The organism is Streptomyces sp. CB02366 (assembly GCF_001905905.1).
GTDB lineage: Bacteria > Actinomycetota > Actinomycetes > Streptomycetales > Streptomycetaceae > Streptomyces.
Genome location: NZ_LIVT01000020.1, coordinates 28,805 through 55,005 on the forward strand (window position 1 = coordinate 28,805; position 26,201 = coordinate 55,005).

Annotated in this window: 21 protein-coding genes, 1 tRNA gene and 1 pseudogene; 7 read left to right on the top strand and 16 right to left on the bottom strand. The window is 73.6% G+C overall.

Features of this window, described 5'->3' with window-relative positions; genetic code table 11:
* Positions 1-17: 17 nt before the first annotated feature.
* Positions 18-416, bottom strand: a pseudogene (locus tag AMK24_RS30195) (transposase); the annotation flags it as partial.
* 334 nt (positions 417-750) lie between these two features.
* Here AMK24_RS30195 and AMK24_RS30200 point away from each other — a divergent pair.
* The gene (locus AMK24_RS30200) at positions 751-981 is read left to right on the top strand and encodes a DUF6243 family protein (RefSeq protein WP_073772091.1); all 231 of its coding nucleotides are present in this window, start codon (positions 751-753) and stop codon (positions 979-981) included.
* A 145-nt stretch (positions 982-1,126) separates the two neighbouring features.
* Here the strand turns inward: AMK24_RS30200 and AMK24_RS30205 are convergent, their stop codons facing one another.
* From AMK24_RS30205 to AMK24_RS30215, 3 genes are read right to left on the bottom strand one after another with little or no spacing between them, the layout of a single operon-like run.
* On the bottom strand, positions 1,127-1,597 hold the full coding sequence (locus AMK24_RS30205; RefSeq protein ID WP_073772092.1) for a GNAT family N-acetyltransferase: 471 nt from the start codon (positions 1,595-1,597) through the stop codon (positions 1,127-1,129).
* A gap of 41 nt (positions 1,598-1,638) precedes the next feature.
* Entirely contained in the window at positions 1,639-2,484 is an 846-nt protein-coding gene (locus AMK24_RS30210; protein ID WP_242435318.1) for an SDR family NAD(P)-dependent oxidoreductase, read from the bottom strand.
* Positions 2,481-3,647 carry a serine hydrolase domain-containing protein gene (locus AMK24_RS30215; protein ID WP_073772140.1) on the bottom strand — a complete coding sequence of 389 codons (1,167 nt, stop codon included), beginning with the start codon at positions 3,645-3,647 and terminating at the stop codon, positions 2,481-2,483. Before AMK24_RS30215 ends, AMK24_RS30210 begins: the two co-directional genes overlap by 4 nt.
* 420 nt (positions 3,648-4,067) lie before the next feature.
* On the opposite strand from AMK24_RS30215, the gene AMK24_RS30220 reads away from it, so the two are divergent.
* Positions 4,068-4,499, top strand: a complete 432-nt coding sequence (locus AMK24_RS30220) for an SsgA family sporulation/cell division regulator (protein ID WP_073772093.1) — start codon at positions 4,068-4,070, stop codon at positions 4,497-4,499.
* Between the two features lie 245 nt (positions 4,500-4,744).
* Here AMK24_RS30220 and AMK24_RS30225 read toward each other — a convergent pair whose 3' ends face one another.
* Together AMK24_RS30225 and AMK24_RS30230 are read right to left on the bottom strand one after the other, a co-directional pair.
* Positions 4,745-6,964, bottom strand: a complete 2,220-nt coding sequence (locus AMK24_RS30225) for an MMPL family transporter (RefSeq protein WP_073772094.1) — start codon at positions 6,962-6,964, stop codon at positions 4,745-4,747.
* 126 nt (positions 6,965-7,090) lie between these two features.
* A complete protein-coding gene (locus AMK24_RS30230; RefSeq protein ID WP_073772095.1) occupies positions 7,091-7,663 on the bottom strand; it encodes a TetR/AcrR family transcriptional regulator in 573 nt (190 codons plus the stop codon).
* A 189-nt stretch (positions 7,664-7,852) separates the two neighbouring features.
* Between AMK24_RS30230 and AMK24_RS30235 the strand changes: the two genes are divergently transcribed.
* Entirely contained in the window at positions 7,853-11,296 is a 3,444-nt protein-coding gene (locus AMK24_RS30235) for a S41 family peptidase (protein WP_073772096.1), read from the top strand.
* Positions 11,297-11,440: 144 nt separating this feature from the next.
* Here AMK24_RS30235 and AMK24_RS30240 read toward each other — a convergent pair whose 3' ends face one another.
* From AMK24_RS30240 to AMK24_RS30255, 4 genes are all read right to left on the bottom strand, one after another.
* On the bottom strand, positions 11,441-11,632 hold the full coding sequence (locus AMK24_RS30240) for a hypothetical protein (protein ID WP_073772097.1): 192 nt from the start codon (positions 11,630-11,632) through the stop codon (positions 11,441-11,443).
* A 133-nt stretch (positions 11,633-11,765) separates the two neighbouring features.
* Positions 11,766-12,659 carry an SDR family oxidoreductase gene (locus AMK24_RS30245; protein ID WP_073772098.1) on the bottom strand — a complete coding sequence of 298 codons (894 nt, stop codon included), beginning with the start codon at positions 12,657-12,659 and terminating at the stop codon, positions 11,766-11,768.
* Entirely contained in the window at positions 12,656-13,654 is a 999-nt protein-coding gene (locus AMK24_RS30250) for an alpha/beta fold hydrolase (RefSeq protein WP_073772099.1), read from the bottom strand. The genes AMK24_RS30245 and AMK24_RS30250 overlap by 4 nt, the downstream gene beginning before the upstream one ends.
* The gene (locus AMK24_RS30255; protein ID WP_073772100.1) at positions 13,651-15,240 is read right to left on the bottom strand and encodes a flavin-containing monooxygenase; all 1,590 of its coding nucleotides are present in this window, start codon (positions 15,238-15,240) and stop codon (positions 13,651-13,653) included. The genes AMK24_RS30250 and AMK24_RS30255 overlap by 4 nt, the downstream gene beginning before the upstream one ends.
* 169 nt (positions 15,241-15,409) lie before the next feature.
* Here AMK24_RS30255 and AMK24_RS30260 point away from each other — a divergent pair, with 169 nt between their 5' ends.
* The gene (locus AMK24_RS30260; protein WP_073772101.1) at positions 15,410-16,051 is read left to right on the top strand and encodes a MerR family transcriptional regulator; all 642 of its coding nucleotides are present in this window, start codon (positions 15,410-15,412) and stop codon (positions 16,049-16,051) included.
* Positions 16,052-16,186: 135 nt separating this feature from the next.
* Here AMK24_RS30260 and AMK24_RS30265 read toward each other — a convergent pair whose 3' ends face one another.
* A complete protein-coding gene (locus AMK24_RS30265; protein ID WP_073772102.1) occupies positions 16,187-17,005 on the bottom strand; it encodes an exodeoxyribonuclease III in 819 nt (272 codons plus the stop codon).
* Positions 17,006-17,054: 49 nt separating this feature from the next.
* Between AMK24_RS30265 and AMK24_RS30270 the strand changes: the two genes are divergently transcribed.
* Positions 17,055-17,546 carry a GNAT family N-acetyltransferase gene (locus AMK24_RS30270; protein WP_073772103.1) on the top strand — a complete coding sequence of 164 codons (492 nt, stop codon included), beginning with the start codon at positions 17,055-17,057 and terminating at the stop codon, positions 17,544-17,546.
* Between the two features lie 156 nt (positions 17,547-17,702).
* Here AMK24_RS30270 and AMK24_RS30275 read toward each other — a convergent pair whose 3' ends face one another.
* Entirely contained in the window at positions 17,703-19,205 is a 1,503-nt protein-coding gene (locus AMK24_RS30275) for a sigma-70 family RNA polymerase sigma factor (protein ID WP_073772141.1), read from the bottom strand.
* A 200-nt stretch (positions 19,206-19,405) separates the two neighbouring features.
* Here AMK24_RS30275 and AMK24_RS30280 point away from each other — a divergent pair, with 200 nt between their 5' ends.
* Positions 19,406-20,479, top strand: a complete 1,074-nt coding sequence (locus AMK24_RS30280; RefSeq protein WP_073772104.1) for a helix-turn-helix domain-containing protein — start codon at positions 19,406-19,408, stop codon at positions 20,477-20,479.
* A 79-nt stretch (positions 20,480-20,558) separates the two neighbouring features.
* Here AMK24_RS30280 and AMK24_RS30285 read toward each other — a convergent pair whose 3' ends face one another.
* The gene (locus AMK24_RS30285) at positions 20,559-21,779 is read right to left on the bottom strand and encodes a S1 family peptidase (RefSeq protein ID WP_073772105.1); all 1,221 of its coding nucleotides are present in this window, start codon (positions 21,777-21,779) and stop codon (positions 20,559-20,561) included.
* Positions 21,780-22,200: 421 nt separating this feature from the next.
* Here AMK24_RS30285 and AMK24_RS30290 point away from each other — a divergent pair, with 421 nt between their 5' ends.
* Positions 22,201-23,478, top strand: coding sequence for an APC family permease (locus tag AMK24_RS30290; RefSeq protein ID WP_073772106.1), 1,278 nt, complete (start codon positions 22,201-22,203; stop codon positions 23,476-23,478).
* Between the two features lie 555 nt (positions 23,479-24,033).
* On the opposite strand, the gene AMK24_RS30295 is transcribed toward AMK24_RS30290, so the two are convergent.
* The 3 genes from AMK24_RS30295 to AMK24_RS30305 all read right to left on the bottom strand — a co-directional run bounded on the left by AMK24_RS30295 (position 24,034) and on the right by AMK24_RS30305 (position 26,198).
* Positions 24,034-24,107: transfer RNA gene (locus AMK24_RS30295), tRNA-Ala, on the bottom strand.
* Between the two features lie 95 nt (positions 24,108-24,202).
* Positions 24,203-25,411: a divisome protein SepX/GlpR gene (gene sepX, locus AMK24_RS30300; protein WP_199876540.1), complete on the bottom strand. Its 1,209-nt coding sequence runs from the start codon at positions 25,409-25,411 to the stop codon at positions 24,203-24,205.
* A gap of 157 nt (positions 25,412-25,568) precedes the next feature.
* A complete protein-coding gene (locus tag AMK24_RS30305) occupies positions 25,569-26,198 on the bottom strand; it encodes a GNAT family N-acetyltransferase (RefSeq protein ID WP_073772108.1) in 630 nt (209 codons plus the stop codon).
* Positions 26,199-26,201: the final 3 nt, after the last annotated feature.

Sequence of the window (26,201 nt, forward strand, 5' to 3'; positions counted from 1 at the left end):
CCAGTCGAGCTCGCCANCGCGTCCGTCGCAGATCAGGTGGTGCTTGCTGCCCGTCTTCCGCCGGTCGACCGGCGACGGACCGGTGTCGGCGCCCCCTTTTTCGCGCGGATGTGTGAACCGTCCACACACGCACGTGACCAGTCGAGTTCGCCAGCCGCGTTCAGCTCGGCGAGCAGGACCCGGTGCAACTGGTCGAAGACTCCTGCCTCCTGCCACCGCTCCAGTCGGCGCCAGCACGTCTGCCCCGAGCCGAACCCCAGCTCCAGCGGCAGGAGTTGCCAGGCTATGTCGTTGTACAGGACGAACAGGATGCCCTGGAGGCAGAGCCGGTCCGGCACCGGCCTCGGCCCCGGAGACCGCTCCGGCCACGGCGGCAGCAACGGCTCGACCAGAGCCCACAACTCATCGTCCACGATCCACGGTCGGGTACCCACACCTTCACGAACGGCCGAATCATCACACCGGTAACGGCCAACCAGGACGATTCAGCAAGATCGTGTTACGAGCTCTAAGTGAGGAATCAGATGTTCCCCCCCCCCCGGCCGGTCCGGCATGGATGCGGGAGCGTGGTGTGCGGGGCCGGTGGGACCGGGTAACGTCCTTGTCATTCCCGACGTAGATCTACGGCGTGGGATCGTGATGGGCCGCTGCTGACGTCCTTCGGCGTCGCCGCCTGTCCGCCACCGTTGAATCCGCCGGCATCCGCAGACCGCTTCACCCGATCACTTCGCATCATTACCGGGAGAACCCGTGACCGTGAGCAAGAACATCAACAACCCCGTGGGCCAGGGCGGCGGCCAGCGCAAGAAGCTGTCCCGCGCCGAGCGGCAGAACAACGGTCCGCACCGCAACCTCGACCGCAAAAGCGCGGCCGACCAGAAGGCGGAGCTGGTGCGCAAGATGCGCGAGAAGGCGGCCGGGGCCGGGAGCGCGGCGGACGCGGGCACGGGGCGGACGGACGACGACACCGCCCAGAGCTGACGCCACCGGCCGCCGCGGGCTCCACGCCCGAGCCCCGGCCCTGCCCGGCCCGGTGCCCTGCCCAGGTCGGCCCAGCCCCACCCAGGCCCAGCCCTGCCCTGCCCTGCCCTGCCCAGGTCGGCTCGGCTCGTCCCGAACAAGCGGATCAGACCGTGAGCTCCGCCACCACTTCCCCGTCCTCGTCCGCCCCGGTCGGGCGGAAACCGAGCGCGGTGTACAGGTGCGCGGCGGCCTCGTTCTCCGGGGCGTACGAGAGGCGTACGGCGGAGCAGTCCTCGCGGGCGGAGAGCCAGGCGGCCAGAGTCCGGACGGCGGCGCGGCCGATGCCCGTGCCCTGGTGGGCGGCGTCGATCAGCATGCCGCCGATCCAGTACGAACCGTCCTCGTCCCGGCCCCACATGATGTGCCCGGCCACCACCTCGCCCGCGAGCACGGCCAGCGAGTTCCAGGTGTCCTCGCGGCTGCTCAGCAGCAGGTAGCGGGCGGCCAGGGCCGGGACCCAGTCGCGCTGGTCGTCGCGCGGCGCGCTGTCGGCGACCGCCCGCCAGTTGTCCGCGTCCACGTCGTGGAGGGTGACGGGGCGGCCGGTCCTGTCGGTGTGTCCGTGGTCGATCATCCGCGCAGGTTAAGGCCCCCGCGCCCCACCCCACCAAGTATTTACGGTTGTGCCATCGCCTGCCGGAAGCCCGTGTTCACCGCGAGGATGCCGCCGTCCACGCGCAGCGTCGTCCCGGTGATCCAGGCCGCGTCGGTGGAGGCGAGGAAGGCGACGGCGGACGCGATGTCCTCGGGGGTACCGACGCGGCCGAGCGGGTAGAGGGTGGCGGCCCGCTCCAGCTCGGCGTCGCGGCCCGCCCAGGCGTCGGTGCGGATCGTGCCGGGGGCGACGAGGTTGACGCGTACGCCGCGCGGTCCCGCGTGGCCCGCCAGCGTACGGGTCAGGCTGGTCAGGCCCGCCTTGGCGGCGCTGTAGGCGTGGCCGCCGAAGTCCTGTTCGCCGTTGACCGAGCCGATGGTGACGATCGCACCCCGGCCCGAGGCGACCAGGTGCGGCAGGGCGGCGCGGGCGCAGCGGAACGGGCCGGAGAGGGTGATGTCCAGGTCGCGTTCCCAGACCTCGTCCGTCTCGTCCTCGAAGAGCGGGGCGTCCTGACCCGCCGCGTAGGCGTTGTTGACCAGGACGTCGAGCCGGCCGAAGGCCGCGACCGCGTGGGCGACGGCCGCCTCGACCGCCGCCCGGTCGGCCACGTCGCAGGCGAGGGATTCCGCGGTGCCGCCGGCCTCGCGGATCGCCGCCGTCGTGCGGGCGGCGCGTTCCGCGTCCAGGTCGGTGACGAGGACACAGGCCCCTTCGGCCGCCAGGCGGCGGGCCGTCGCGGCGCCGATGCCCTGGCCGGCGGCGGTGATCAGGACGCTGTAACCGCCGAAGCGGGCGGAGTTCGCGGCGAGTTCGGATGTGTTCGGGGCGAGTTGAGTTGCCTTCGGGGCGGGTTCAGGTGTCATAGCGCCGACCGTACTGCCCTGACCAGCGCCTGGGCGCGGGGGTCGGCGGTGACGCCCTTCTGGAGGCCGTTGGTGACGTAGCCGAGCGCGATGCCGGACTCGGGGTCGGCGAAGCCGAGCGAACCGCCGCGCCCGGGGTGGCCGAAGGAGCCGGGGCCGAGCAGCGGGGAGGCCGGTCCGTGCAGCATGTAGCCCAGGCCGAAACGGGTGTTGACGACCAGCACCCGGTCGGGGCCCGCCGACTCCTCGGTACGGGCCAGGGTGAGCGTGGCGGGGGCGAACAGGCGGCGGTGGCCGTCGACGGGCCCGATCATCGCGGCGTAGCAGCGGGCGAGGCCCCGGGCGGTCGCGATGCCGCCGGACGCGGGGAGTTCGGCCGCGCGGTAGGCGGGGTCGTTCTCGTCGGGGAACGGGTCGATCGCGCCGAACGCCCGCCGGGTGAGGGAGTGCGGATCGCGGTACGCCTCGACGACGGAGCGCTTGGGGCGCACCCGCAGGCCTCCCGAGGCGGCGGCGGGGGCCGGGGGCTCCACCGGCCCGACGCGGCCGACGCGGTGGGCCTCGTCCGCCGGGAGCCCGAACCAGAAGTCGAGGCCGAGCGGGCGGGCGATCTCCTCGGCGATCCAGCGGCCGATGGTGCGGCCGGTGGCGCGCCGGACCAGTTCGCCGACGAGCCAGCTGTAGGTCTGGGCGTGGTAGCCGTGGTCGGTTCCGGGCTCCCAGTACGGGCGTTGGGCGGCGACGGCGGCCGGGCCCGAGACACCGTCGGCCGCCTCGGCGGGGGTGAGGGGGGTGTCCAGGGCGGGAACCCCGGCCCGGTGGGCGAGGAGGTCGCGGACCAGGACGCGCTCCTTGCCGTTCGCGGTGAACTCCGGCCAGTACGTGGAGACCGGTGCGTCCAGGTCGACCTGTCCGCGCTGATGGAGCATCAGGGGGACGGCGGCGGCGATGCCCTTGCCCGCCGAGCGGACGATCTGCACGGTGTCGACGGCCCACGGTTCGACGCCGTCCACGTCCCGCGTACCGGCCCACAGATCGACGACCTTGCGTCCGTGGCGGTAGACGGCGACGGCCGCGCCCCGCTCGCCGCGCTGCTCGAAGTTGCGGACGAACGCGTCCGCGACCGGCTCGTATCCGGGGGCCACCGTGCCCCGTACGTCCACGACCGCCTCCGCCCCCACGGCTCCGGCCCCCTCTTCCGCTTCCGCGCCCGCCGTCGTGCTCACTCCCGCGCTCCCGCTCATCCCCCCATGGTGCACGCCCCCGCAGGGTGTCCGGGGAGCGGGTCGCCGTGATCGCCGGCTCGTCACGGTCCGTCCGCGGCGGAGCACGGCAGCGCGGGGCGGGGTGTGGCGGAGCGGGCGGGGTCGCGTGAGCGGGGCAACAGGTACGCCGGCGCGTCCGGCGGGTACACGGAAGAGGAGCTTCCTACGGGTACGTGGGGAAGGAGGCGCCGTTCCCGCGGGGCCGCACGGCCTCCGCACCAGGTCGCACACGGTCACGGTACGTACACGTTCACCGTGCCGTTCCCACGAAATATGGGACATTAGATGACAGAGCTAGACACGTAGGAGGAGCCGGCCATGTCCCCTGTGATCGAAGAACACGCACGCGCCCGGCTCATCACCGATGGACCGCTGACCCGCCCGGTCCCCGTCGAGCTGCGTTACGACCCGGCCGACGAACCGCGCACCGTCCACATAGGGCTGCCGGACGGGACCGACTGGGCGTTCGGCCGCGATCTGCTGGAACGGGGCCTGCTCTCCCCGATCGAGCGCGGCGACGTCCGCGTCTGGCCCTGCGGCCGTACGCAGTTGATCGTGGAGCTGCACTCCACGGACGGGGTCGAGGTGTTCCAGTTCGAGATCCGGACGCTGATCCGCTTCCTCGCCCGCACCCGTGCGCAGACGGCGGCCACGTCGCCGGACGCCGGGCGGAAGCCGCAGCCGCCGTCCCGCGCCCCCCGCCCGGAGGCCGTCCGCCCGGAGCGGGGCGCGCAGCCGGCCCACGGCTGACCGCCCGAACCGGGGGCGTACGCCCGAACCCCCAACAGCCCGGAACCCGGACGTACACCCGAAACCCCCGAACCCCGGACGCGGACCCGAAACCTCCGGGGCGCGNGGCGAAGGCCCCCGTGCGAGCTCGCACGGGGGCCTTCGCCGCGCCCCGATCCCCCGTCCCCCGGGTGACCGGCGCTTCCGGGGCGCGCTCCGCTCGGGCGCGGCCTCGGTGTTCGGCGGGCCCTACGGGCCCACGGGCGTCAGACGCGGGCGAGTTCGCGCTCGCCGCCGTCCCCGCCCTCGGAGCCGGACCCCTCGGTCAGCCGCTTCTGCAGCTTCTCGCCCTCCACGTCCACGTCGGGCAGCGCCCGGTCCAGCCAGCGCGGCAGCCACCACGCCTTCTTTCCGAGCAGGGCCAGGACGGCGGGCACGATCGCCATGCGCACCACGAAGGCGTCGAAGAGGACGGCGACGGCGAGCGAGAAGCCGATCATCTTGACCATCTGCTCGCTGGAGCCGATGAAGCCGGAGAAGACCGCCATCATGATCACCGCGGCCGCCGTGACCACCCGTGCGCCGTGCTGGAAGCCGGTCACGATGGCCTGGCCGGGGCTCTCGCCGTGGACGTACGCCTCGCGCATCCGGGTCACGAGGAAGACCTCGTAGTCCATCGCGAGGCCGAAGACCACGCCCACCATGAAGATCGGCATCATGCTCATGATCGGGCCGGTCTGCTCGACGCCGAAGATCGAGCCGAGCCATCCCCACTGGAAGACCGCGACGACCGCGCCGAGCGCCGCGACCACCGAGAGCAGGAAGCCCAGGGCCGCCTTCAGCGGAACGAGGACCGAACGGAAGACCAGCATCAGCAGCAGGAACGCCAGGCCGACCACGAGCGCCAGGTAGGGCAGCAGCGCGTCGTTCATCTTCTGGGAGAAGTCGATGTTCATCGCGGTCGCTCCGGTGACCAGCACCTCGGCCCCGGTGTCGGCCTTGATGTCCTGGCCCGCGTCGCGGATGGCGTGGACGACCTCCTCGGTGGCGTGGGAGGACGGCCGGTCCTTCGGGATGACCGTGATCGTCGCGGTGTCGCCGGCCTTGTTGAAGACGGGCGGGACGACGGCGCTGACGCCGATCGACTCGATCTCCTCGGCCACCCGGTCCGCGGCGGCCTTCCCGTCGGAGCTGTTCTTCGCGTCGACGACGACCATCAGCGGACCGTTGAACCCGGGGCCGAAGCCGTCCGAGAGCATGTCGTACGCCTGACGCTGCGTGGTCGACTTCGGCTGGGCGCCGTCGTCGGGCAGGCCCATCTCCAGCGAGGCCGCCGGTACGGCGATGACGCCGAGGCCGAGGACGCCGACGAGGAGGACCCAGACCGGCTTGCGCAGCACGAACCGCGCCCAGCGGGTGCCCGTGTTCGGCTTGGCCGCGGGGCGGCTCTCCGCCTCGGCGGCCCTGCGCGCCTTGCGGCCCATGATCCGCTTGCCGGCGAAGCCGAGGGCGGCCGGGACCAGGGTGAGCGCGATGAGGACGGCGACGGCGACGGTCCCGGCGGCGGCCAGACCCATCTTCGTCAGCATCGGGATGTTGACGACGGCGAGGCCGACCAGGGCGATGACCACGGTCAGCCCCGCGAAGACGACAGCCGATCCGGCGGTCCCCACGGCCCGCCCGGCGGCCTCCTCGCGTTCGCGCCCCTCGGCCAGTTCGGCGCGGTAGCGGGAGACGATGAACAGGGCGTAGTCGATGCCGACCGCGAGGCCGATCATCGTGGCGAGAATCGCGGTGGTGGAGCCCAGGTCGAGCACGGAGGCCAACGCGGTGATCGTGGAGACCCCGATGCCGACTCCGACGAGCGCGGTCACCAGCGGAAGTCCGGCGGCGATCAGCGAGCCGAAGGTGACGACGAGGACGATCGCCGCGATGACGACGCCGATGATCTCGGCGGTTCCGGTGTGCGGCATGACCTGGAGGGCGTCTCCGCCGATCTCCACCTTCATGCCGCTCTTCCGCGCGTCCTCGCCCGCGTCCTCCAGGGCCGTGCGGGTCTCGTCGGTCAGCTCCATGGAGTTGACCTTGTACGTGACCGATATGTAGGCGGTCGAACCGTCCTGGCTCACCGCCTGCGTCCGGAAGGGGTCGGCGGCCTGCGCGATCTGCTTCGAGCCGGACCCCAGCTCCTTGACGATGCCGGTGATCTCGGCCTTATTGGCGGAGTCGGTGACCTTCTCGCCTTCGGGGGCCTGGAAGACGACCCGGGCGGTGGCGCCGTCGGCGCTCATGCCGGGGTTGCGCTCTTCCAGCAGGTCGAAGGCGCGCTGCGCCTCCGTGCCGGGGATCGAGAAGGAGCTGGAGGTGGCGGCGGGTGCGGTGGCCGCACCGATTCCGGCGACCGCCAGCAGCGCCACCCAGATCAGGGCGACGAAGCGGCGGCGGCGGAAGGTCAGCCGTCCGAGCTTGTAGAGGAAAGTGGCCACGGGGGCGTACTCCCGGTCAGGTCGTATGAGGGGAACAGGGCATGGGGAACCAGCCCGACGACGAGAGCGGCGTGTCAGGTGGAGTGTCGGGGAGGGGGCCGTGCGGGTGGGGCGGGTACGGGGACGTCAGACGCCGAGGGCGGGGAGGACCACGGCGTCCACGTAATCCATGAGGAACGCCTGGTCGACCGGGCGGTCCTCGATCAGCTGCCGGGCGGCCAGCGCGCCGATCACCATGTGCGGGAGGTACTTCAGCGCCGGATTGTCCGCGCGCAGCTCACCCCGGTCCACCGCCCGTTGCAGCATCTGGTCGAAACCGGTCATCTCCGGTTCGATCAGCAGCTCGCGCAGGGCCTGGAGCAGCTCGGGGTACTCGTGGACGGCATGGCTCAGACCCCGCATCAGCGCGGCGTCCTTCTCCATCTGGCAGTCATCGGTCCGGCTCAGCACGGCGTGGAAGTCGCCGCGCAGCGTTCCGGTGTCGATGTCCGCGAGGTCCCCCGGCTTGTTGTGCCGGAGCGCTCTGGCGACCAGCTCGGGCTTGGAGCCCCACTGGCGGTAGAGGGTGGCCTTGCTCGACCGGGTGCGGGCGGCGACGGCGTCCATGGTGAGGGCGTCGTAACCGACCTCGCGCAGGAGGTCGAGGACGGCCTCGTACAGCTCGCCCTCGCGCTCGGGGGTCAGCCTGGTGCGTGCCATGGGCCGGCCTCCTTCGCGCTTGATCACCGTTTTCCGCTCGGCAGTTTCGCACACTGACCTCGCTCAAGATTGAACGAAACTGTTTCGTACACTTCGACGGTACCGCCACCCCTCAGCGAAACGAAATCGTTTCGCTTGTGTCCTGCACCACAAGTTGCCCCCGGCCCCGCGCACCGAAAACATTGGGGGGTGAGTGACGACGTCGCGTATCTCCGTTTCCCGCACCTCCACCAGGACGTGCTGTGCTTCGCGGCCGAGGACGACCTCTGGGTCGCCCCCCTCGCCGCCGCGGGGCACCGGCCGGGACGGGCCTGGCGGGTGACCGTCGACCGGACGCGGGTCAGCCATCCCCGCTTCTCCCCCGACGGCTCCTCCATCGCCTACACGACCTGGCGCACCCTGGACCCCGAGATCCACCTCGCCCCGGTGGACGGCGGCCCGGCCCGCAGACTCACCTACTGGGGCTCGACGGACGCCCGCGTCTGCGGCTGGACCCCCGATCCGGGCGAGGCGTCCCAGATCCTCGCCGTCTCCTCGCACAACCAGCCGTTCTCGTACTTCTCCTGGGCCTACAGCGTTCCCACCGACGGCAGCCCCGGAGGCAGGCTCCCCTGGGGACCGGTCTCCGACATCGCGGTCGCCGACCTCGACGGCGAGCGCCGCACCCTGCTCCTCACCGGCACGCCCCCGCACGAACCGGCCGCCTGGAAGCGCTACCGGGGCGGGGCCACGGGCCGGCTGTGGCTGCACGGCGAACGGCTGCTCCCGGACATCGGCGGCCACCTCGCCAACCCGATGTTCGTCGGCCGCCGCATCGCGTTCCTCTCCGACCACGAGGGCGTCGGCAACCTCTACTCCTGCCGGACGGACGGCACCGATCTGCGCCGCCACACCGACCACGACGCCTTCTACGCCCGCAACGCCTCCAGCGACGGCCACCGGGTGATCTACCAGTGCGCGGGCGAGCTGTGGCTGGCGGAGGACCTGGAGTCGCCCGACGCCACCCCGCGCAAGCTGGAGGTGCGCCTCGGGGGGCCGCGCACCGGCCGGCGCGTCCACCAGGTGCCCGCCGCCAGCAACGTCGACTCGCTCTCCGTGGACGAGACGGGCCGGGCCAGCGCCGTCACCGTACGCGGCAGCCTCTACTGGCTCACCCACCGGGACGGCCCCGCCCGCACCATCGCCGACACCCCGGGCGTACGGGTGCGGCTGCCGGAGATGCTCGGCAGCGGCGGACGGGTCGCGTACGTCACCGACGCGGACGGGCCGGACGCGGTCGAGATCGCCTACCTGCCGCGCGCCAGCGGCGACCGCCCGCCGCGCAGGCTGGCCACCGGGCTGCTGGGCCGGGTCCAGGAGATGGTCGCCGACCCGGAGGGGGAGCGCCTCGCCCTCGCCTCCGACGACGGCCGGCTGCTGCTCCTGGACACGGGCGAGCCGGACCCGGCGGAGGCGGTCGGAGACACCGGGGCGACCGGGGACGCCGGGGCGGTCGATGGCCCCCGCGCGACCGGCGCGACCGAGCGGTCCTCCAGCGGCTCGACCCGTGCCGACCTCTACGCGGCCACCGGCGCACCGGCCCCGCAGAGCGCCGCTCCGATCGACGAGCACCCCGGCCTCAGCGAGCTGATCCGCTCCGTCAACGGCCCGGTCCGCGACCTCGCCTTCTCCCCCGACGGCGACTGGCTGACCTGGTCGCACCCGGGCGTCGGCCGCTCGCTGCGGCAGATCAAGCTGGCACGGATCTCCGGCCCCGGCGCCCCGGTGATCGTGGACGTCACCAACGGCCGCTTCGAGGACGAGAACCCGGTCTTCACCGAGGACGGCCGCTATCTGGCGTTCCTGTCCTGGCGCGGCTTCGACCCGGTGTACGACGTCCACACCGGCGACCTGTCCTTCCCGCTCGGCTGCCGCCCCTACCTGGTCCCGCTCTCGTCGGCGACCCCCTCCCCCTTCGCGCTCTCCCCGGACGGGCGTCCGGCGGCGGGCGGCCTGGACCCCGTGGACGTACCGGACGGGAGTGCGTCGGAGGGTTCGACGGTGCTGGTGGAGTTCGAGGGGCTGGAGAGCCGGGTGACGCCGTTCCCGGTCTCCGCCTCCAAGTACTCGGCGCTCGCCCCGGTGAGCGGCGGCGGGCTGGTGTGGCTGCGCTGGCCGATCTCGGGGGCGCTGGGCGAGACGTTCGCCAACCCGGCCGACATGTCGGGGCGGCCCACCCTGGAGCACTTCAGCATCGCGAAGGCCCGCAGGACCGAACTGGTCGACCACCTCGACTGGTTCGCCGTCAGCGGTGACTCCTCCCGGCTGGTCGTGATGGACGACGGCGAGCTGCGCGCCGTCCCCGCCACCGAACCGGGCGACGGCGACTCCACGGTCTACCTGGACCTGCGCCGCATCCTGCACGAGGTCGATCCGGGGGCGGAGTGGCGGCAGGCGTACGGGGAGGCGGGGCGGATCATCCGCGCCTACTTCTGGGAGCCGGACATGTGCGGCATCGACTGGGACGGGGTGCTGGACCAGTACCGCCCGCTGGTCGAACGGGTCGCGTCCCCCGACGAGTTCGCGGATCTGCTGCGCGAGGTGCTGGGCGAGCTGGGCACCTCCCACGCGTACGTCTCCCCCGCCCGCCGCAACGAGGGCCCGCCGCACTACCAGCGCGCGATCGGCCTGCTCGGCGCCAACCTGGTCTGCCGGGACGGCTCCTGGATCGTCCAGCGCATCCTGCCCGGCGACTCCTCCGACTCCAAGGCGCGTTCGCCGCTGGCGGGCACGGGGATCAGGGAGGGCGCGGTCCTCACCCACGTCGACGGCCGGCCGGTGGACCCGGTGGCCGGCCCGTTCCCGCTGCTGACGGCGGCGGGCGGCACCACGGTGGAACTGACCTTCTCCCCGGCGGGCGGAGGCCCTTCGCGCCGGGTGGCGATCATGCCGCTGGTGGACGAGAGGCCCCTGCGCTACCAGGACTGGGTGGCCAAACGCCGGGATGTCGTACGGGAGTTGAGCGGCGGCAAGTGCGGCTACCTGCACATCCCGGACCTGGGCGGCTCCGGCTGGGCCCAGTTCAACCGGGACCTGCGCCTGGAGGTGGCGCGGCCCGCGCTGATCGTGGACGTCCGGGGCAACGCGGGCGGCCACATCAGCGAACTGGTCGTGGAGAAGCTCACCCGCACGATCCTCGGCTGGGACCTGACCCGTAACGCCCAGGCGGTGAGCTACGCCTCGAACGCGCCGCGCGGGCCGGTGGTCGCGCTGGCCGACGAGGCGACCTCCTCGGACGGCGACATGATCACCGCCGCGTTCCGGCTGCTGGAGCTGGGGCCCGTGGTGGGCCAGCGCACCTGGGGCGGGGTGGTCGGCATGACCGGCCGCCACCGGCTGGGCGACGGCACGTCGATCACGGTGCCGATGAACGCGGCCTGGTTCGACACGTACGGCTGGTCGGTGGAGAACCACGGCGTGGAGCCGGACGTGGAGGCCCTGCGCACACCGCTGGACTGGGCGGAGGGGCGGTACGCGGTCCTGGACGACGCGGTCCGCCTGGCCCTGGAACTGCTCGAAGCCCACCCGGCGGCCACCCCTCCCTCGTACGACACGGCCCCGAACCTGAGCAGGCCCCCGCTGCCGCCGCGCTGATCCGGGGGCGCGCCGGTGGGGGGAGGGCGCAGGCCCGCGCCCCCGCACATGACGGAGGCGCACCCGGAAGTCCGGGTGCGCCTCCTGGCGCGACGCGCGCGCACGCGCGGACCGCAGCGCGCACGCGTCACACTTCGGCGACCGTCAACGGTCAAAGCGCTCGCGCGCCCGGTCCGCCGCGTCCTGGGCACGGTCCTGCATGTCCGAGGAGTCCGGCTTCCGGTCGCGGGTCTCGGAGGACCGGTCCTTGGCCTCGTCCTTGCCCTGGCCGGACTTCTGCTTGGCCTGGTCGGCGAGCTCCTGCGCCTTGTCCTTGAACTGGTCTGCGATACCCATGCTGTTCACTCCTGTGGGATGCGTGGGGTACGTGGGGGGCGGCCCCCGGAGGGGCCGTGATCAGCCTCGCACGCACCGACATCCCGCGCATGTCGGACCGCTACCCACCGTGACGCCCGGCCCGGCCGCCCCGCTACCGGCGGTCCGCACGCTCCGCGCGCGCGTCCTGGTCCGCCGCTCCCCCGGCCCCCACCAGCCCCTTGGAGACGGTGTGGAGGCGCGGTTCGAAGCGCCGCATCTCGCGCTGACCGCCGATCGCGAGGACGGAGGGCAGACAGCCGCGGACCGACTGCATCCCGCGCAGCCACCACTGGGCGTACACGTGCGGGGAGCGGCGGGCGATGCCGTCCACGATCCGGTCGACGGCCGGGCCCAGCGGGTACGTGCGGTTCATCGGCCAGGGCAGCCGCTGCCGCAGCTCGCGCATCACGTCGTCCTGGTCCGCGCCGCGCACCATGTCGGTGTCGGTCCAGGAGAGGTAGCCGACGCCGACCTTCACGCCCTTGTACCCGACCTCGGCGCGCAGGCTGTGCGCGAACGCCTCGACGCCCGACTTGGACGCGCAGTACGCGGTCATCATCGGGGCCGGGGTGATCGCGGCCAGCGACGCTATCTGGAGGAAGTAGCCCCGGCTCTCCATCAGCACCGGCAGGAAGGCCCGCCCGGTGACCGCGCCGCCGATGAGGTTGACCTCGATGACCCGCCGCCAGGCGTCCGGGTCGGATTCGACGAAGGGGCCGCCGGCCGCGACGCCCGCGTTGGCGACGACCACGTCCACCTTGCCGAAGCGCTGCTTGACCTCGCGGGCCACCTGCGCCATCGCGTCGTGGTCGGTGACGTCCGCGAACCAGTGGTCGCTCTCGCCGTGCAGCCGCTCGGAGACCTGCTTCAGCTCGTCCGGCTCCAGGCCGACGAGCGCCAGCGTCGCCCCGCGCGCCGACAGCTTGCGGGCCAGCAGTTCGCCCACGCCCCGGGCCGCGCCGGTGACGACGACGACCTGGCCCTCCAGACTCCGCTTGCCGCTCATGCGACATCCTCCTTCTCGGCCGTGGCGGCCGTCCCCGTGGTGGCCGTCCCCTGCGCGGCCCCGCTCGCGGCGGCCGTTCCCTCCGTGCCCGTCCCCGCGGCGAGGTACCGGGCGACCAGCTCCCTGATCTTCGCGGTGACGGCCTCCGGGGCCTCCACCGGCGTCATGTGCCCCATGCCCGCCAGCTCGGTCAGGCCGAGGCCGACCGGCAGGGCGTCCGCGATGGCCCGCGCGTGGACCGGCGGCGTCAGCCGGTCGTCCGTGCCGGCGATCATCGCGGTCGGCACCCTCAACTCCCGTACTCCCGCCGCGAGATCCAGCTCCGCGAGCACATGGCCCCACGCCACCCGCGCGCGGCGCGGGCAGGCGTGCACGATCCGGGCGCAGGCGTCCACCCGGTCCGGGGCCGAACCGGCTCCCATCGTCGCGTACTTGAGAACCTTCCTGGAGACCGGGTTGACCGGTCCGAGCGGGGCCTTGGCGCCCAGTACGGCAGTGGTGATCCGGGTCCGCAGCGCACCCGCCCGGATCGGCACGACCAAGGCCTCGGCGGCCAGCCGCGTACTGCCGGTGGAGCAGAGCAGGACGGCGGCGGCGTGCTCGCGCAGCGCGGGCCGGGCGGCGGCGGCCATCACCGTCATCCCGCCCATGGAGTGCCCGGCGATCACCGCCCTGCGGCCCGGTTCGAGCGTGGTGGTGAGGACCGCTTCGAGGTCGTCGGCCAGCGCGTTCGTGCTGTAGCCGCCGGGGCCCGGGTCGGGGCTGAGCCCGTGGCCGCGCTGGTCGTAGGCGATGACCCGGTGGTCGACGGCCAGGTCGCGGATCTGGGCGTCCCAGAAGCGGGTGTTACAGGTCCAGCCGTGGGCCAGGACCACCGCCGGGGCGTCCTCGGGGCCGTGCAGTTCGACGTGGACGCGGGCGCCGTCGGCGGACCGCACGGCCAGTTCGGCGGCGGGCGGCGGCGGTACGGTGTCGCGGTGCAGGAGGCGGCTCATCGCGCGGCCTCCTCGGCGACCGGTCCCGCGTCCGTCGCGGCGGTCACGGTCTCGCGGTCGGTGCGGCCGGGCTGCTCGGGCACGCGCCCGCTTCCCGCCCCCCGCCGCGCGCCGCCGGCCCGGACGACGTCGTACTCCGCGAGGTCCACCGACCGGGTCTGCCGCCGGAACTCGCTCGTGGTGCCCGGCCAGACCGTCGTGTTGCGGCCCTCCGCGTCCAGGTACCAGCTGGTGCAGCCGCCGGTGTTCCACACGGTGCGCTTCATCCGCTGCTGGACCTTGTCGTTCCACGCGGTGACGGAGGCGTCGCGGGCGTCGAGGGCGGCGCGTCCGCCCAGCACGTTCAACTGCCGCAGGTAGTCGGCCATGTAGTTCAGCTGGGACTCGATCATCAGGATCATGGAGGAGTTGCCGAGCCCGGTGTTCGGGCCGATGATCGTCATCCAGTTGGGGAACCCGGCGGCGGTCGCGCCGCGCAGCGAGTTCATCCCGTCCTTCCAGGTCTCGGCGAGGGTGATGCCCTCCGTGCCGACGACCCGTTCCGCGATGGGCATGTCCGTCACGTGGAAGCCGGTGCCGAAGATGATCGCGTCGACCTCCGCCTCGCTCCCGTCGGCGCCGACCACCGTGGAGCCGCGCACCTCGCTGAGTCCGGCGGCGACCACGTCCACATTGGGCTGGGCGAGCGCCGGGTAGTAGGCGTTGGAGAGCAGGATGCGCTTGCAGCCGATGCGGTAGTCGGGGGTCAGCTTGGCCCGCAGCACCGGGTCCTTGACGGCCCGCGCCATGTTGGACTTGGCCAGCTTCTCCACCAGGCCCAGCTGTTGGGGGTGCTTGGTGAAGGCGCTCACTTGCAACTCCCGGATGCCCCACAGCAGTCCGCGGCGCGCGGTGCCGGTGGCGGGTATCGCGCGGTGGAGCGCCCGCTCGGCCTTGCCGATGGCGCGGTCCATACGGGGCATGACCCAGGGCGGGGTGCGCTGGAAGAGGGTGAGCCTGGCGGTCTTCGGCTGGATGGCCGGAACGATCTGGATCGCGGAGGCGCCCGTGCCGACCATCGCGACGCGCTTGCCGGCCAGATCGTAGTCGTGGTCCCAGCGCGCGGAGTGGAAGACCTTGCCGGGGAAGGAGTCCAGCCCGGGTATGTCGGGCGTCTTGGGGTCGGAGAGCGGCCCGGTCGCGGAGACCACGACGTCGGCGCGCAGGATCGATCCGTCAGCTCCCTCGATCACCCAGTACAGGTTCTCCTTGTCCCACGTCATCAGCTTCACCTCGTGGTTCAGCCGGATGTGCGGACGGAGCCCGAAGTTGTCGGCGACGCCCTCCAGGTAGGCCCGGATGTGCTCCTGGCCGGAGAAGGTGCGCGGCCAGTCGGGGTTGGGCGCGAAGGAGAAGGAGTAGAGGTGGGACGGTACGTCGCAGGCGCAGCCGGGGTAGCTGTTGTCGCGCCAGGTGCCGCCCACCGAACCGGCCCTCTCCAGGACGACGAAGTCGGTGATGCCTTCGCGGCGCAGCCGGACGGCGGCCCCCAGGCCCCCGAATCCGGTTCCGATCACCGCCACACGTACGTGTTCCTGCTGGGCCATGCTGCCGCCTCCCCGCGGTACGTCACACCACTCTGCCAGCAATCACTGGCATGGTTCGGAGAGTAGAGCAGGACCGTACTGATGGGTAGGGGGCGGACCGGGGAAAGTTACCGGCGGTACAACATAGGGTGCCCCTGTGGCTGAAGGACGCGAGCACCGCGAATACCGCATGGAGGAGCTGGCCGAGGCGGCGGGCATCACCGTGCGGACCCTGCGCTTCTACCGCGAGCGCGGACTGATCCCCCCGCCCCGCCGCCAGGGCCGTATCGCCTGGTACGACGACCACCACCTGGCCCGCCTGCGCACCATCACCGGGCTGCTGGAGCGCGGCCACACCCTCAACGGCATCGCGGACCTGGCCGCCACCTTCGAGAGCGGGCGCGACGTCGCCGAGGTGCTGGGCCTGGGCGAACCCACCGAGGAGACCCCGGTCCGCCTCACCCCCGAGCAGCTCGCGGACTACTTCGAGGGCGAGGTCACCCCCGAGAACCTCGCCACCGCCCTGGACCTGGGGTATCTCGCCACCGACGGCGACGAGATCGTGCACATCAGCCGCCGTCTGCTGGAGGTGTCGGCCGAGCTGGTACGGGAAGGGGTGCCGCTGTCCACGGTGCTCTCCTCGGGCCGCCGCGTCCGCGAGCACGCGGACGCGCTCGCCGAGATCTTCGTACGCGTACTGCATGCCCACACGAAGGAGACCGAACCGGCCCAACTGCGCCCGCTGGCCCGCGCGGTGGTGGACGCGGAGCTTTCCATGGCCCTGGACCGCAGGCTCCGGCGCGAGGACGGCACACAGCCCCCGAAGGCGTGAGCGCCCGCGCGCCGGACCCGCGAGTCCCCGTTGGACGGACCCCGTGAGCGCCCGCGCGCGCCGGACTCATGAGCACCCGCGGACGGACGCCGTGAGCGCCCGCGCGCGTGACCCGCGAGCCGCCGCGCGCCGGACCTACCGCCCGTAGACGACCGTGACGGGCGCGTGGTCGCTCCAGCGCTCGCCGTGCGTGGCCGCCCGCTCGACCCACGCCTTCACCGCGCGCCCGGCCAGCCCCGGGGTGGCCATCTGGTAGTCGATGCGCCAGCCGGTGTCGTTGTCGAAGGCGCGCCCGCGGTAGGACCACCAGCTGTAGGGCCCCTCGACGCCCGGGTGCAGCGCCCGTACGACGTCGACGTATTCGGCCTCCTCCAGCACCCGGGTCAGCCAGGCGCGCTCCTCGGGGAGGAAGCCGGAGCTCTTGCGGTTGGCCTTCCAGTTCTTCAGGTCGGCCTCCTGGTGGGCGATGTTCCAGTCACCGCAGACCACGACCTCGCGGCCGTCCGCGGCGGCACGCTCCTTGAGCCCCCGGAGGTAGGGCAGGAAGGCCGCCATGAAGCGCTCCTTCTCCTCCTGGCGCTCGGTGCCGACCTCCCCGGAGGGCAGGTACAGGCTCGCGACGGTGACGCCGGGGAGGTCGATCTCCACGTACCGGCCGCTCGCGTCGAACTCCTCCGCCCCGGGGGCCCCGAAACCGCCGAAGCCGATCTGGACCCGCTCGGGGGCCTGGCGCGAGTAGAGCGAGACGCCGGCCCGGCCCTTGGCGGCGGCGGGCGCGTGGACGGTGTGCCACCCCTCCGGCTCACCGACCTCCGCGGGCAGCTGGGCGAGCTCGGCCCGGACCTCCTGGAGGCAGATCACATCGGCGTCGGTCCCCGCCAGCCACGCGGTGAAGCCCTTCTTGGCGGCGGCGCGCAGGCCGTTAACATTCACGGAGGTAACTGTGAGAAGCATCCGGAAACAGTACCCACTCACCCCTACGCACAGATATACGATATCCAGCATGCTTATTCACCCTCGGGGGTTCGACCACCCCGACGCCGTCAAGCTCAACGACCAGGTCCAGCTCGAATACGCCGAGCGCTACGGCGACGAGGGCGATGTCACACCGCTCGACCCCTCCATGTTCCTTCCCCCGCACGGGCTGTACCTGATCGCCTACGACGAGCGCGAGCGCCCTGTGGCCACCGGCGGCTGGCGCACCCAGAACCGCAACGCCGAGGGCTACCGGGACGGCGACGCCGAGATCAAGCGGATGTTCGTGATACCCGAGGGGCGCGGCAGGGGCCTGGCCCGGCGGATGCTGGCCGCCCTGGAGGAGGACGCCCGCGCCGCCGGCCGTGTCCGCATGGTCCTGGAGACCGGGGACCAGCAGCCCGAAGCCGTGGCCCTGTACACGTCGAGCGGCTACTCGGTGTGCGAGAAGTTCGGCTACTACCGGGAGTACGAGAGCAGCATCTGCATGGCCAAGCCGCTCCGGCTGCCCCGAGCGTGAACCGGCGCGCGGGAGCCTGACCCCGCCCGCCGGAAACGCGCCCCCGTCCGCGGGGCGCTCCGCCCGCCCGGCGGCGGGCGCCGGCCACCGCGCGTGCGACCCGGCCCGCCGGTCCGGCCCGCGCCGGGGACCGCCTTCCGCGGGGCGCCCCTCCGCTCACCTCGGGGTGGCCAGCACCTGGGTCCAGTAGGGGCCGCGCGGGGAATCGGCGAGGCCCACGCCGACGTGGGTGAAAGCGCAGTTGAACAGGGCGCGATCGCGGTCCGGACCGGCGCGCCACTCCTCGACGACCGCCTCCGGATCGCTCGTACCGGTGGCGATGGTCTCCCCGACCGCCGACCACGCGTACCCCGCGGCCTCGACCCGCTCGCCCATGCCCCGGCCCGAGGAGTCGGTGTGGCCGAAGTAGTTCCGCGCGGCCATGTCGGCGGAGTGCTGCCGGGCGACCCGGGTCAGCCGGGGGTCGGTCGCCAGCCGCGGGCAGCCGTTGGCGGCGCGCAGGGTGTTGACCCGGGCGACCACGCGGGCGTCCGGCCCCGGGGGCGGCACGGCGGGCGCGGGCGACACGGTGGGCGTGGGGGCCGCTGCGGGGGACCGTGACGCGGTGGGCGTCCGGCTCGGGGCCGGGGTGGGCGACGGCGGAGCGGTGGACGGCGTGGGGCGCGGCTCGGCGGGGGCGCTGACGGGCGGCGGCGCGGGGCTGGAGGCGACGCCGCCGCCCCGCGGCCCGGGCGGGGCCGGAGCGGAGGGCCAGATCAGGACGGCGAGGGCGGTCACGGCGGCCGCCCCGGCCAGGAACCCCGCCGCCTTCCCCGCCGGGAACGCGGACGGGGCTGCGGGCACGGACGGCGCGGCGGGCGCGGTCGCCGCGGCCGAGGAGGCCACGGCCGTCGCCGCCTGCCCGGTGTCGTGGAGCGGCGCCACCAGGGCCAGCCCGGAGAGCAGTCCCTCCGCCGGGACCAGCCCCGTGGCGCCCTCGGAGCAGGCGGCGCAGCCCCGCACATGGCGGGCGACCCGCTTGCGCCACAGCGGCGTCGGCGTACCGTCCCAGTCGCCCAGCAGGTCCGCCAGGGCCGGGCAGCGGGGGTCGGACGCCAGCGCCCGGACGACGGTGCGGCCGATGTCCAGCTGGTTCTTCACCCGCTGGACCCGCACGGCGGCGTGCTGCGGGGAGAGGCCGAGCGCCTCGGCCAGCTCGGCCCGGGCGAGTTCGCCGGTCGCCTCCAGCCACCACAGCGCCAGCACATCGCGTTCGGCGTCGTCCAGCCAGCGGGTCGCCTCGGCCGTCTCGCGCCGCTGCCCGGAGAGTTCGAGGCGCAGGATCGTCAGGTCGACGAAGTCGGCGGCCGGGTCGGCGGGCTCCTCGGCCGCCTCCAGCGGGGCGGGCCGGCGGCCGAGACCGGTCCAGCGGCTGCGGACCTGGTTCATGGCGATGGCGACGAGCCAGGAGCGGAAGCGGGCCGGGTCGCGCAGCGCGTGCAGCCCGGACAGGGCGCGGAGCATGGTCTCCTGCACCACGTCGTCGACGTCCGGGTGGCCGTTGAGGGCGCGCCCGACGACGTTGTAGACGAGGGGGAGGTACTGAGCGGCCAGCCGCTCCCCGGCGGCCCGGTCGCCCTCCCTCGCCGCGACGACCAGAGCGGTGCCGTCCACGCCCATCACGCCCTTCGTTCCGTTCACCACGTGCGTTCGGTCGCCCACGTGCGCCCCGTCCCGCCGTGTAGGCGTTCCGGTTCGCCTCCGGGCGTGGGACAGGTCACACCCGGGGGTTCTGTTATCCGACCCCCGCCCGGTGGTCCACCAGTATGCGGGGGCCCGTAGGCCGACCCGCCGGGAGAGTGCCGGGAAACGGGAGAGACATGGCGAGCAGAGCGGACACCGACGGGGCGCACGCCCCCGGGGCACGGGCGGAGGAGGCGCCCACCGCGCGGGCGGGGACGGAAGAGGCGCACATCACCGCGGCGCGCACCGGCCGGGCCCTCACCGCCTCGGCCCTGCACGCGGCGGCGACCGGCGCCGACGCCTTCCCGGCGGTCCTGCGGGAGGCGCTGAGCCGGCGCGGGCTGTCCCTGGAGCGGGTGAGCGAACGGCTCAAGGCGCGCGGCATCGCCATCAGCCAGGCCACCCTCAGCAGTTGGCAGCGCGGCCGCAGCCAGCCGGAGCGGGCCCGTTCCCTGCGCGCGGTGGAGGTGCTGGAGGAGATCCTGGAACTGCCCGCCGGAACCCTGCGCTCGCTGCTCGGCCCGCGCCGCCCGCGCGGCCGGACCACCCCGCCGGGCACGGAGGGCGCGGCGCTCCAGATCCTCGGGGAGGACTCGGTGGTGGAGAAGGCGCTCGGCGCGCGCTTCCGCCACTTCAACCAGGAGACCAGTTCGCTGATGGTCCACGACATCGTGCGGGTCGGCGAGAGCGGCACGCTGAGCGGGATCTCCACCACCAACGTGCTGCGGGCCGGCCGGGCCGGGGCCGACCGGGCGGTCTTCGTGCTCAGCTTCGACGACGAGGCGGCCGAGCCGGTCGACATCAGGGTCACCTGCGGCCGTCTGGCCGAGGCCACGTACCTCAAGCGGCTCAACTCCCTGGTGCTGGAGATCCACTTCGGCCGGAAGCTGGCCAAGCTGGACACCACGGTGGTGAGTTACGCGGTCGAGGTGAGCCCGTCCCGGACCCCGGCCACGCACTACGAGCGCTGGTCGCGGACGAACCTCCACGAATACCTCCAGCAGGTCTTCTTCCACCCCGGCGCCCTGCCGGTGGACTGCCACCGCTACGTCCGGGAGAAGGTCGGCGCCCCGCCCCGCGCCCGGCGGCGCGTCCCGCTGGGCGCGGCGCACGACGTCCACGTGCTCACCTCCCGGTGCAAGCCGGGCGTGCACGGGGTGGCGTGGGGCTACGGGGCGGGAACGGCCGGGACGGGAGGCCGCCCAGGATGAGTGGACGGCCTCCCGCGTTCAGGGGTCCGGCCCGCGGCCGGTCCGGAGCCGTGCCGCTCCGTTCCGCGCCCGGTGCGGACTACTTGGTGGTGAGCGTCAGCCCGTAGTAGGCGAGGGCGTCGTCCAGCGGCTGGAAGTAGGACGATCCGGGGGAGTTGACCTGTCCGTTGCAGCGCTGGCCGGAAGGACCGCCGGACGTCATGCCCTGGGCCTGGTCGCCGGAGACGTACGCGCCGCCGCTGTCCCCGCCCTGGGTGCAGACGCTGGAGCTGGCCAGACCGGTCACGACGGTGTCCGGGCCGCCGTTCTGGTCGGTGTAGGTGACGCTGACGTTGTACGAACCGACCTTGCCGCAGGTCCAGCCGGTGGTCTGGCCGGACTTGCAGAGCGCCGCGCCGGAGGGGGCCCGCTTGCCGCCCCTGACCGGGACGGTGCCGGCCTTGCCGTACGTGGTGATGTCAAGGCCGATCGCGTGGCCGGCGTCGACGGTCGCGATGCCCATGTCCACGCTGCGGGCGCCCACCGCGAACCGGGTGTGGGCTCCCTGGGCGAACCGGGCGCCGTTGTACGCCAGCACCGGCAGGTCCTCGATGCAGTGCCCGGCCGTCACCAGCACCTGCCTGCCGTTGCGGTCCTTGGCGCCGTAACCGACGGAGCAGAGGTAGCCGTTGAAGGTCATCCGGCTGCCGGGCGGAACGACGGCCTGGGTCTCCAGCTTCTTCCGGCCCTTCACGACGCGCACGGCGTCGCCGTTGCTCTTCGCGGCCTTGAGGAAGCCCCGGGTGGCCGCGTCCGAGGCCCCGTTGACCTCGACGGTCACGGTGTCCGACGCGAGGTCGACCGACCAGGCGGACACTCCGGCCGGGGCGCTCCTGAGCGCCCGGGCGTCGAGCCGGGCCTTGATGCGGCCGAGTTCGTTCTCCCCGTGCTCGGGGACGCGGGCCCGGAGGCCGGCGGCCCGGACCTCCTTCGCCGCTTCGGCGTCGGCGGCGTTGACGACCAGCGCACCGTCCTCGGCGAAGAAGGCCCCGAGCGTGTCGACCCGGTCCTTCCGCAGCTCCGCGAACCGGTCCTGCTGCTCGGCCTCGCGGTCCAGCCGTTCCACGGCGGCCTTCTCGCCGACGCCGAGGGTGGTGGCGAGCGCCTCGACCATCTCCGGCTGGTACGCCGGGGCCGAGGCGGGGGCCGCGGCCCGCGCCGCCGTACCGGCGTGGGCCCCTGTGGCGACTCCGGCCGACAGGAGGGCGCCGATGGAGGCGGCCACGATGTATCTGCGCGCGTTCTTCTTTCCGTGGGTCACGCGGTTCCTTCCGCTCCGCGGGCGAGCGTCCAGACAATGGGGGGTGGCCACACCGCGCTTGGGGAGGCGCGACGTGCTCCAGGACACTGCCCGGCGGCGATGTCATGTTCCTGTCGCCGCGCCCCGAACTCTGGCCCAGCGGGAACTGCCGCCACAAGGAGCGGAGGCGGGGCTCTTTTCTACAGAACTGGCCGAGAACTGTAGAGAAGACGCCGGTCGTTCACCGCCCGGCGCCGTCGTCCCCCCACGCAGCCCGGACCGGCCCGCCGGGTCCTCCAGCGTCCAGTCGAGGTGGCGCTTGCCGGGGAGGTGGCGGGCCCGCGTCGGCCTGGAACCGTCCGGCACACCGGCCCGCGCCCTCGCACCGCCCACCGATATCGTCTTCCGGAACGGCTGTGCCCGAGCCACCGAGGAGTGAGCCATGACCAGGCCGCCTGTCCCCGCCGGCGTGCCGGGCGAGTTGCGGAGGCGGCTCGGCGTGCCCGACGCCGTGGTGATCGGCCTCGGGTCGATGATCGGCGCGGGAATCTTCGTCGCCCTGGCGCCCGCCGCGCGCGCCGCCGGTTCCGGGCTGCTGATCGGCCTCGCGGTCGCCGGTGCGGTGGCGTACTGCAACGCCACCTCATCCGCCCGGCTCGCCGCCCGCTACCCGGCTTCGGGCGGCACGTACGTCTACGGCCGCGAGCGCCTCGGCGACTTCTGGGGGTACCTGGCGGGCTGGGGGTTCGTGGTCGGCAAGACCGCCTCCTGCGCGGCCATGGCGCTCGCCGTGGGCTCGTACGTCTGGCCGGGACAGGCCCACGCGGTGGCGGTCGCCGCCGTGGTGGCGCTGACCGCGGTCAACTACGCCGGGGTGCAGAAGTCCGCCTGGCTGACCCGGACCGTCGTCGCCGTGGTGCTGGCCGTGCTCGCCGCGGTGGTGGTCGCCTCCTTCGCCTCCGGCGAGGCGGACGCGGCTCGCCTGGACCTCGGGCCGGATGCCGATCCGGGCGGTGTCCTCCAAGCGGCGGGGCTGCTGTTCTTCGCGTTCGCCGGGTACGCCCGCATCGCCACCCTGGGCGAGGAGGTCCGCGACCCCGCACGCACCATCCCCCGCGCCATCCCGATCGCCCTAGGCATCACCCTGGTCGTCTACGCCCTCGTCGCCGTCTGCGCCCTGCTGGTACTCGGCCCGCGGGGGCTGGCGGAGGCCACCGCGCCGCTCGCGGACACCGCACGGGCCGCGGGCGCCGCCTGGCTGGCCCCGGTCGTCCGCACCGGCGCGGCCGTCGCGGCGCTCGGCTCGCTCCTGGCCCTGATCCTCGGCGTCTCCCGTACGACCCTGGCGATGGCCCGCGACCGGCACCTGCCGCACGTCCTGGCGGCCGTCCACCCCCGCCACCAGGTGCCGCACCGGGCCGAGCTGGCCGTGGGCGCGGTGGTGGCGGTCCTCGCCGCGACGACGGACGTACGCGGGGCGATCGGGTTCTCCTCCTTCGGCGTGCTCGCCTACTACGCCGTCGCCAACGCCTCGGCTTGGACGCTTTCCCGGGCCGAGGGCCGCCCGCCCCGCGCCGTCCCGGCGGTCGGGCTGGCGGGCTGCCTGGTCCTGGCCTTCGCCCTGCCGGCCTCCTCGGTCCTCACCGGGGCCGCGGTGCTCGCCCTGGGCGCAGCCGCCTACGGCATCCGGCGCCTGGCCGCCGACCGCCGGGAGCCGTGAGCACTCCGTACGCCGGACCGGGCGGGGGCCCCTCACGGCCCCTCGTCACCGAGAACGTCGCGCGCCGGCCCCCTGAGCGCCCCCAGGAAGAGCGCCGCGACCGAGACCGCTCCCTCCCCGAGACCGCCCTCCCCCGGCCCGTCCCCGCCGTTCGGCTCCCCCGCCCCGCAGGCCCCCCGGCAGCAGCGCCGAAGAACCGGGCGACCCTGAAGGGGGCGCCGCCTTGCCCGCGGCCCGCAGTGGTCGAATCGACGGCTCCCGGCCGCTCCGCGAAGTGTCCCGCCCGCGCCAACGCCTCCGGCCCGCACCGAACCTGATGGGCGATCCGTCGAGGAGGAGGAGCAGTCGGGACCGGCTCCTTCAGCACGGCGCCCGACGCCGCCAGGGGGGGAATCCCCGCCACCCGGCCCGCGCGACGGGGACCAGCCGCCCGTACGCGCCCGGCCGGCACACACGTCGCACCGGGCCCGGAAACCACGAAATCCCGCCCAGTTGAAACAACTGGACGGGATTTCATGAACCCTTCACGAGCCAACTCGTGAAACGGGCCGCTTGTGGACCTGTGGGGATTTGAACCCCAGACCCCCTCGATGCGAACGAGGTGCGCTACCAGACTGCGCCACAGGCCCTTGCGACGTGTGAAACTCTAGCACCCTCCAGGGGGTGCTTGGAAATCCGTTCCTCCGCTGGTCAGCGGTGCCGGGGTTTCCGGGCCCCACACGTGTCACTCGTTGGCCGCGCGCGGCCGGTCCTCGTCGTCGTACTGGTCGAAGAGGGGGGTGCGGCCCCGGTCGCGGTTGCGGCGGGACTGGGGGGCGCGCTGGCGCGGCGCCGGGTCGACCGGGGGGATCGTCGGGTGCGAGGTGCCCGTCTGCGGCTCGGCGGTGCTGGAGCGGGCCGCGCTCCACGTCTCCGGGTCGCCGACCTCCACCCCGCCCGTGGCCCGAGGGGCGACGGGCGCGGTGACATAGGTGGGCAGGGGCACGGGAACGGGCTCCCAGCTGTCGCCCTGGACACGGCCGCGCTCACGCTGCTGGTCCACCCACTCGGCGTGGTCCGTCTGCTCGACGAGGGCCCGGCGGCCGGCCTCCTGCGGGGAGACCGTGGGGGTGAGCTCCGGCTCCGCGGCGTGGGCCTCCGGCTCGTCGTCGGGCTCGGCGGCGTCGGGGGCGACGGGCTGGTGCCTGCGCGGGCGGTTCTCGCGCAGCCGCTGCGCCGCGTCCTCGGCCCGGCGGCGGTCCATGGTGAAGGCGAACCGCCGTCGCTCCTGGGCGCGCAGGTGCACGATGTACGTGCTCAGCAGCACGGCCGGCACGGCGGGCGCCCAGAGGAAGGCGAGACCGCCCACCGCCGCGACGATCGCGCCGAGGGTGAAGGCGAGGAAGAGGACGACGGTGGTACGCCTGCGCCGTGCCAGGACCTGGGAGCGCTGGGCGCGCCGGGCCCGTTCGGCGTCGGCCGCGCCGGTGTGCGTGCGCTGCCGGGCGAACGGCGCCTGCCCCGTGGGGCGCCCGCCGGGCCCGCGGTCGTGCGCCGGGCGGGCCGGGGAGTGGTGTCCGGCCCTGCGCTCGTGCGCCGGCCGGTCGGACGCCGGACTCTCCTGGGTGCGCTCGGGCGCGTGCGCCGGGTCGCCCAGTCTGGCTTCCGTGTGCGCCGGAGGCGCGGCGAAGGCCCGGACGTCCACGGACTCCATACGGTCCGTTTCCCGGTCCGGGTCGGCGTCGGGCCCCGCCTCCTCGGCGGTGCGCTCCCGCAGCTCCTTGGCGTACCGGCGCTCCATCGCCGCCCGGCCGGACAGCAGCCGGATGGCGGTGCTGAAGCGCTCGGTCGGACGGGCCTCGTTCAGCTCGTCCTGCCTGCGGAGCCACATCGGCACCAAGTAGGCGGCCCAGGCCCCGACGATGACTGCGTAGATGAGGCCGCTGCTGCTCACGCTCACACCGTAGAGGGGTTTGCACGGAAGGATCCGCCAATTGGCCCGGTGTGTCGCACGAACCGGCTGATATCACGGACTTTTTTTGTGATGGTTCGATTCAACAACCGCCGTTCACTCGTTCCCTTTCGGTCGACCGGCGATCAAATTCGAACACCTATTTCATTTCTTCCGGCGGTCCCGGCTCGGGCGGTGTCGCGGGCCGGGCCCGGCGCCACCGCCGGAGCATCCCCTCGGGGACTTCCTCGGCGGTGAGGGCGAAGATCAGATGGTCCCGCCAGGCCCCGTCGATGTGCAGATAGCGCGGGCGCACGCCCTCCGAGCGGAATCCGAGTTTCTCCACCACCCGGCGGCTCGGCCCGTTCTCCGGGCGGATGCAGACCTCGATGCGGTGCAGGCCCACCGTGCGGAAGCAGTGGTCCACGGCGAGCGCCACCGCCGTGGGCATGACCCCGCGACCGGCGACGCCCCGGTCGATCCAGTAGCCGACGTGCCCGGAGCACATCGAGCCCCAGGTGATCCCCGCGACCGTGAGCTGGCCGACCAGCCGGCCCTCGTACTCGATGGCGAACGGCAGCATCCGCCCCGCGTTCGCCTCGGCGCGCAGGTGGCGGACCATCTGCCGGTACGTGGGGCGCTGCGCGACCGGGCCGCCGGGGGCGGGCGGCGGAATCGTGGCCTCCCAGGGGCGCAGCCAGTCGCGGTTGCGCCGGTTGACCTCGCGCCAGGCCCGCTGGTCGCGCATCCTTATCGGGCGCAGGACGATCTCGCCGTCCCTCAGCGTCACCGG

Coding starts and splice junctions, on each gene's coding strand:
- AMK24_RS30245 (WP_073772098.1), bottom strand. CDS start 12,659: ATGAGCGGCAAGCGGAGTCTGGAGGGCCAGGTCGTCGTCGTCACCGGC.
- AMK24_RS30290 (WP_073772106.1), top strand. CDS start 22,201: ATGACCAGGCCGCCTGTCCCCGCCGGCGTGCCGGGCGAGTTGCGGAGG.
- AMK24_RS30210 (WP_242435318.1), bottom strand. CDS start 2,484: ATGACACCTGAACCCGCCCCGAAGGCAACTCAACTCGCCCCGAACACA.
- AMK24_RS30280 (WP_073772104.1), top strand. CDS start 19,406: ATGGCGAGCAGAGCGGACACCGACGGGGCGCACGCCCCCGGGGCACGG.
- AMK24_RS30250 (WP_073772099.1), bottom strand. CDS start 13,654: ATGAGCCGCCTCCTGCACCGCGACACCGTACCGCCGCCGCCCGCCGCC.
- AMK24_RS30230 (WP_073772095.1), bottom strand. CDS start 7,663: ATGGCACGCACCAGGCTGACCCCCGAGCGCGAGGGCGAGCTGTACGAG.
- AMK24_RS30260 (WP_073772101.1), top strand. CDS start 15,410: ATGGAGGAGCTGGCCGAGGCGGCGGGCATCACCGTGCGGACCCTGCGC.
- AMK24_RS30205 (WP_073772092.1), bottom strand. CDS start 1,597: ATGATCGACCACGGACACACCGACAGGACCGGCCGCCCCGTCACCCTC.
- AMK24_RS30255 (WP_073772100.1), bottom strand. CDS start 15,240: ATGGCCCAGCAGGAACACGTACGTGTGGCGGTGATCGGAACCGGATTC.
- AMK24_RS30270 (WP_073772103.1), top strand. CDS start 17,055: ATGCTTATTCACCCTCGGGGGTTCGACCACCCCGACGCCGTCAAGCTC.
- AMK24_RS30220 (WP_073772093.1), top strand. CDS start 4,068: ATGTCCCCTGTGATCGAAGAACACGCACGCGCCCGGCTCATCACCGAT.
- AMK24_RS30275 (WP_073772141.1), bottom strand. CDS start 19,205: ATGGGCGTGGACGGCACCGCTCTGGTCGTCGCGGCGAGGGAGGGCGAC.
- AMK24_RS30265 (WP_073772102.1), bottom strand. CDS start 17,005: ATGCTTCTCACAGTTACCTCCGTGAATGTTAACGGCCTGCGCGCCGCC.
- AMK24_RS30240 (WP_073772097.1), bottom strand. CDS start 11,632: ATGGGTATCGCAGACCAGTTCAAGGACAAGGCGCAGGAGCTCGCCGAC.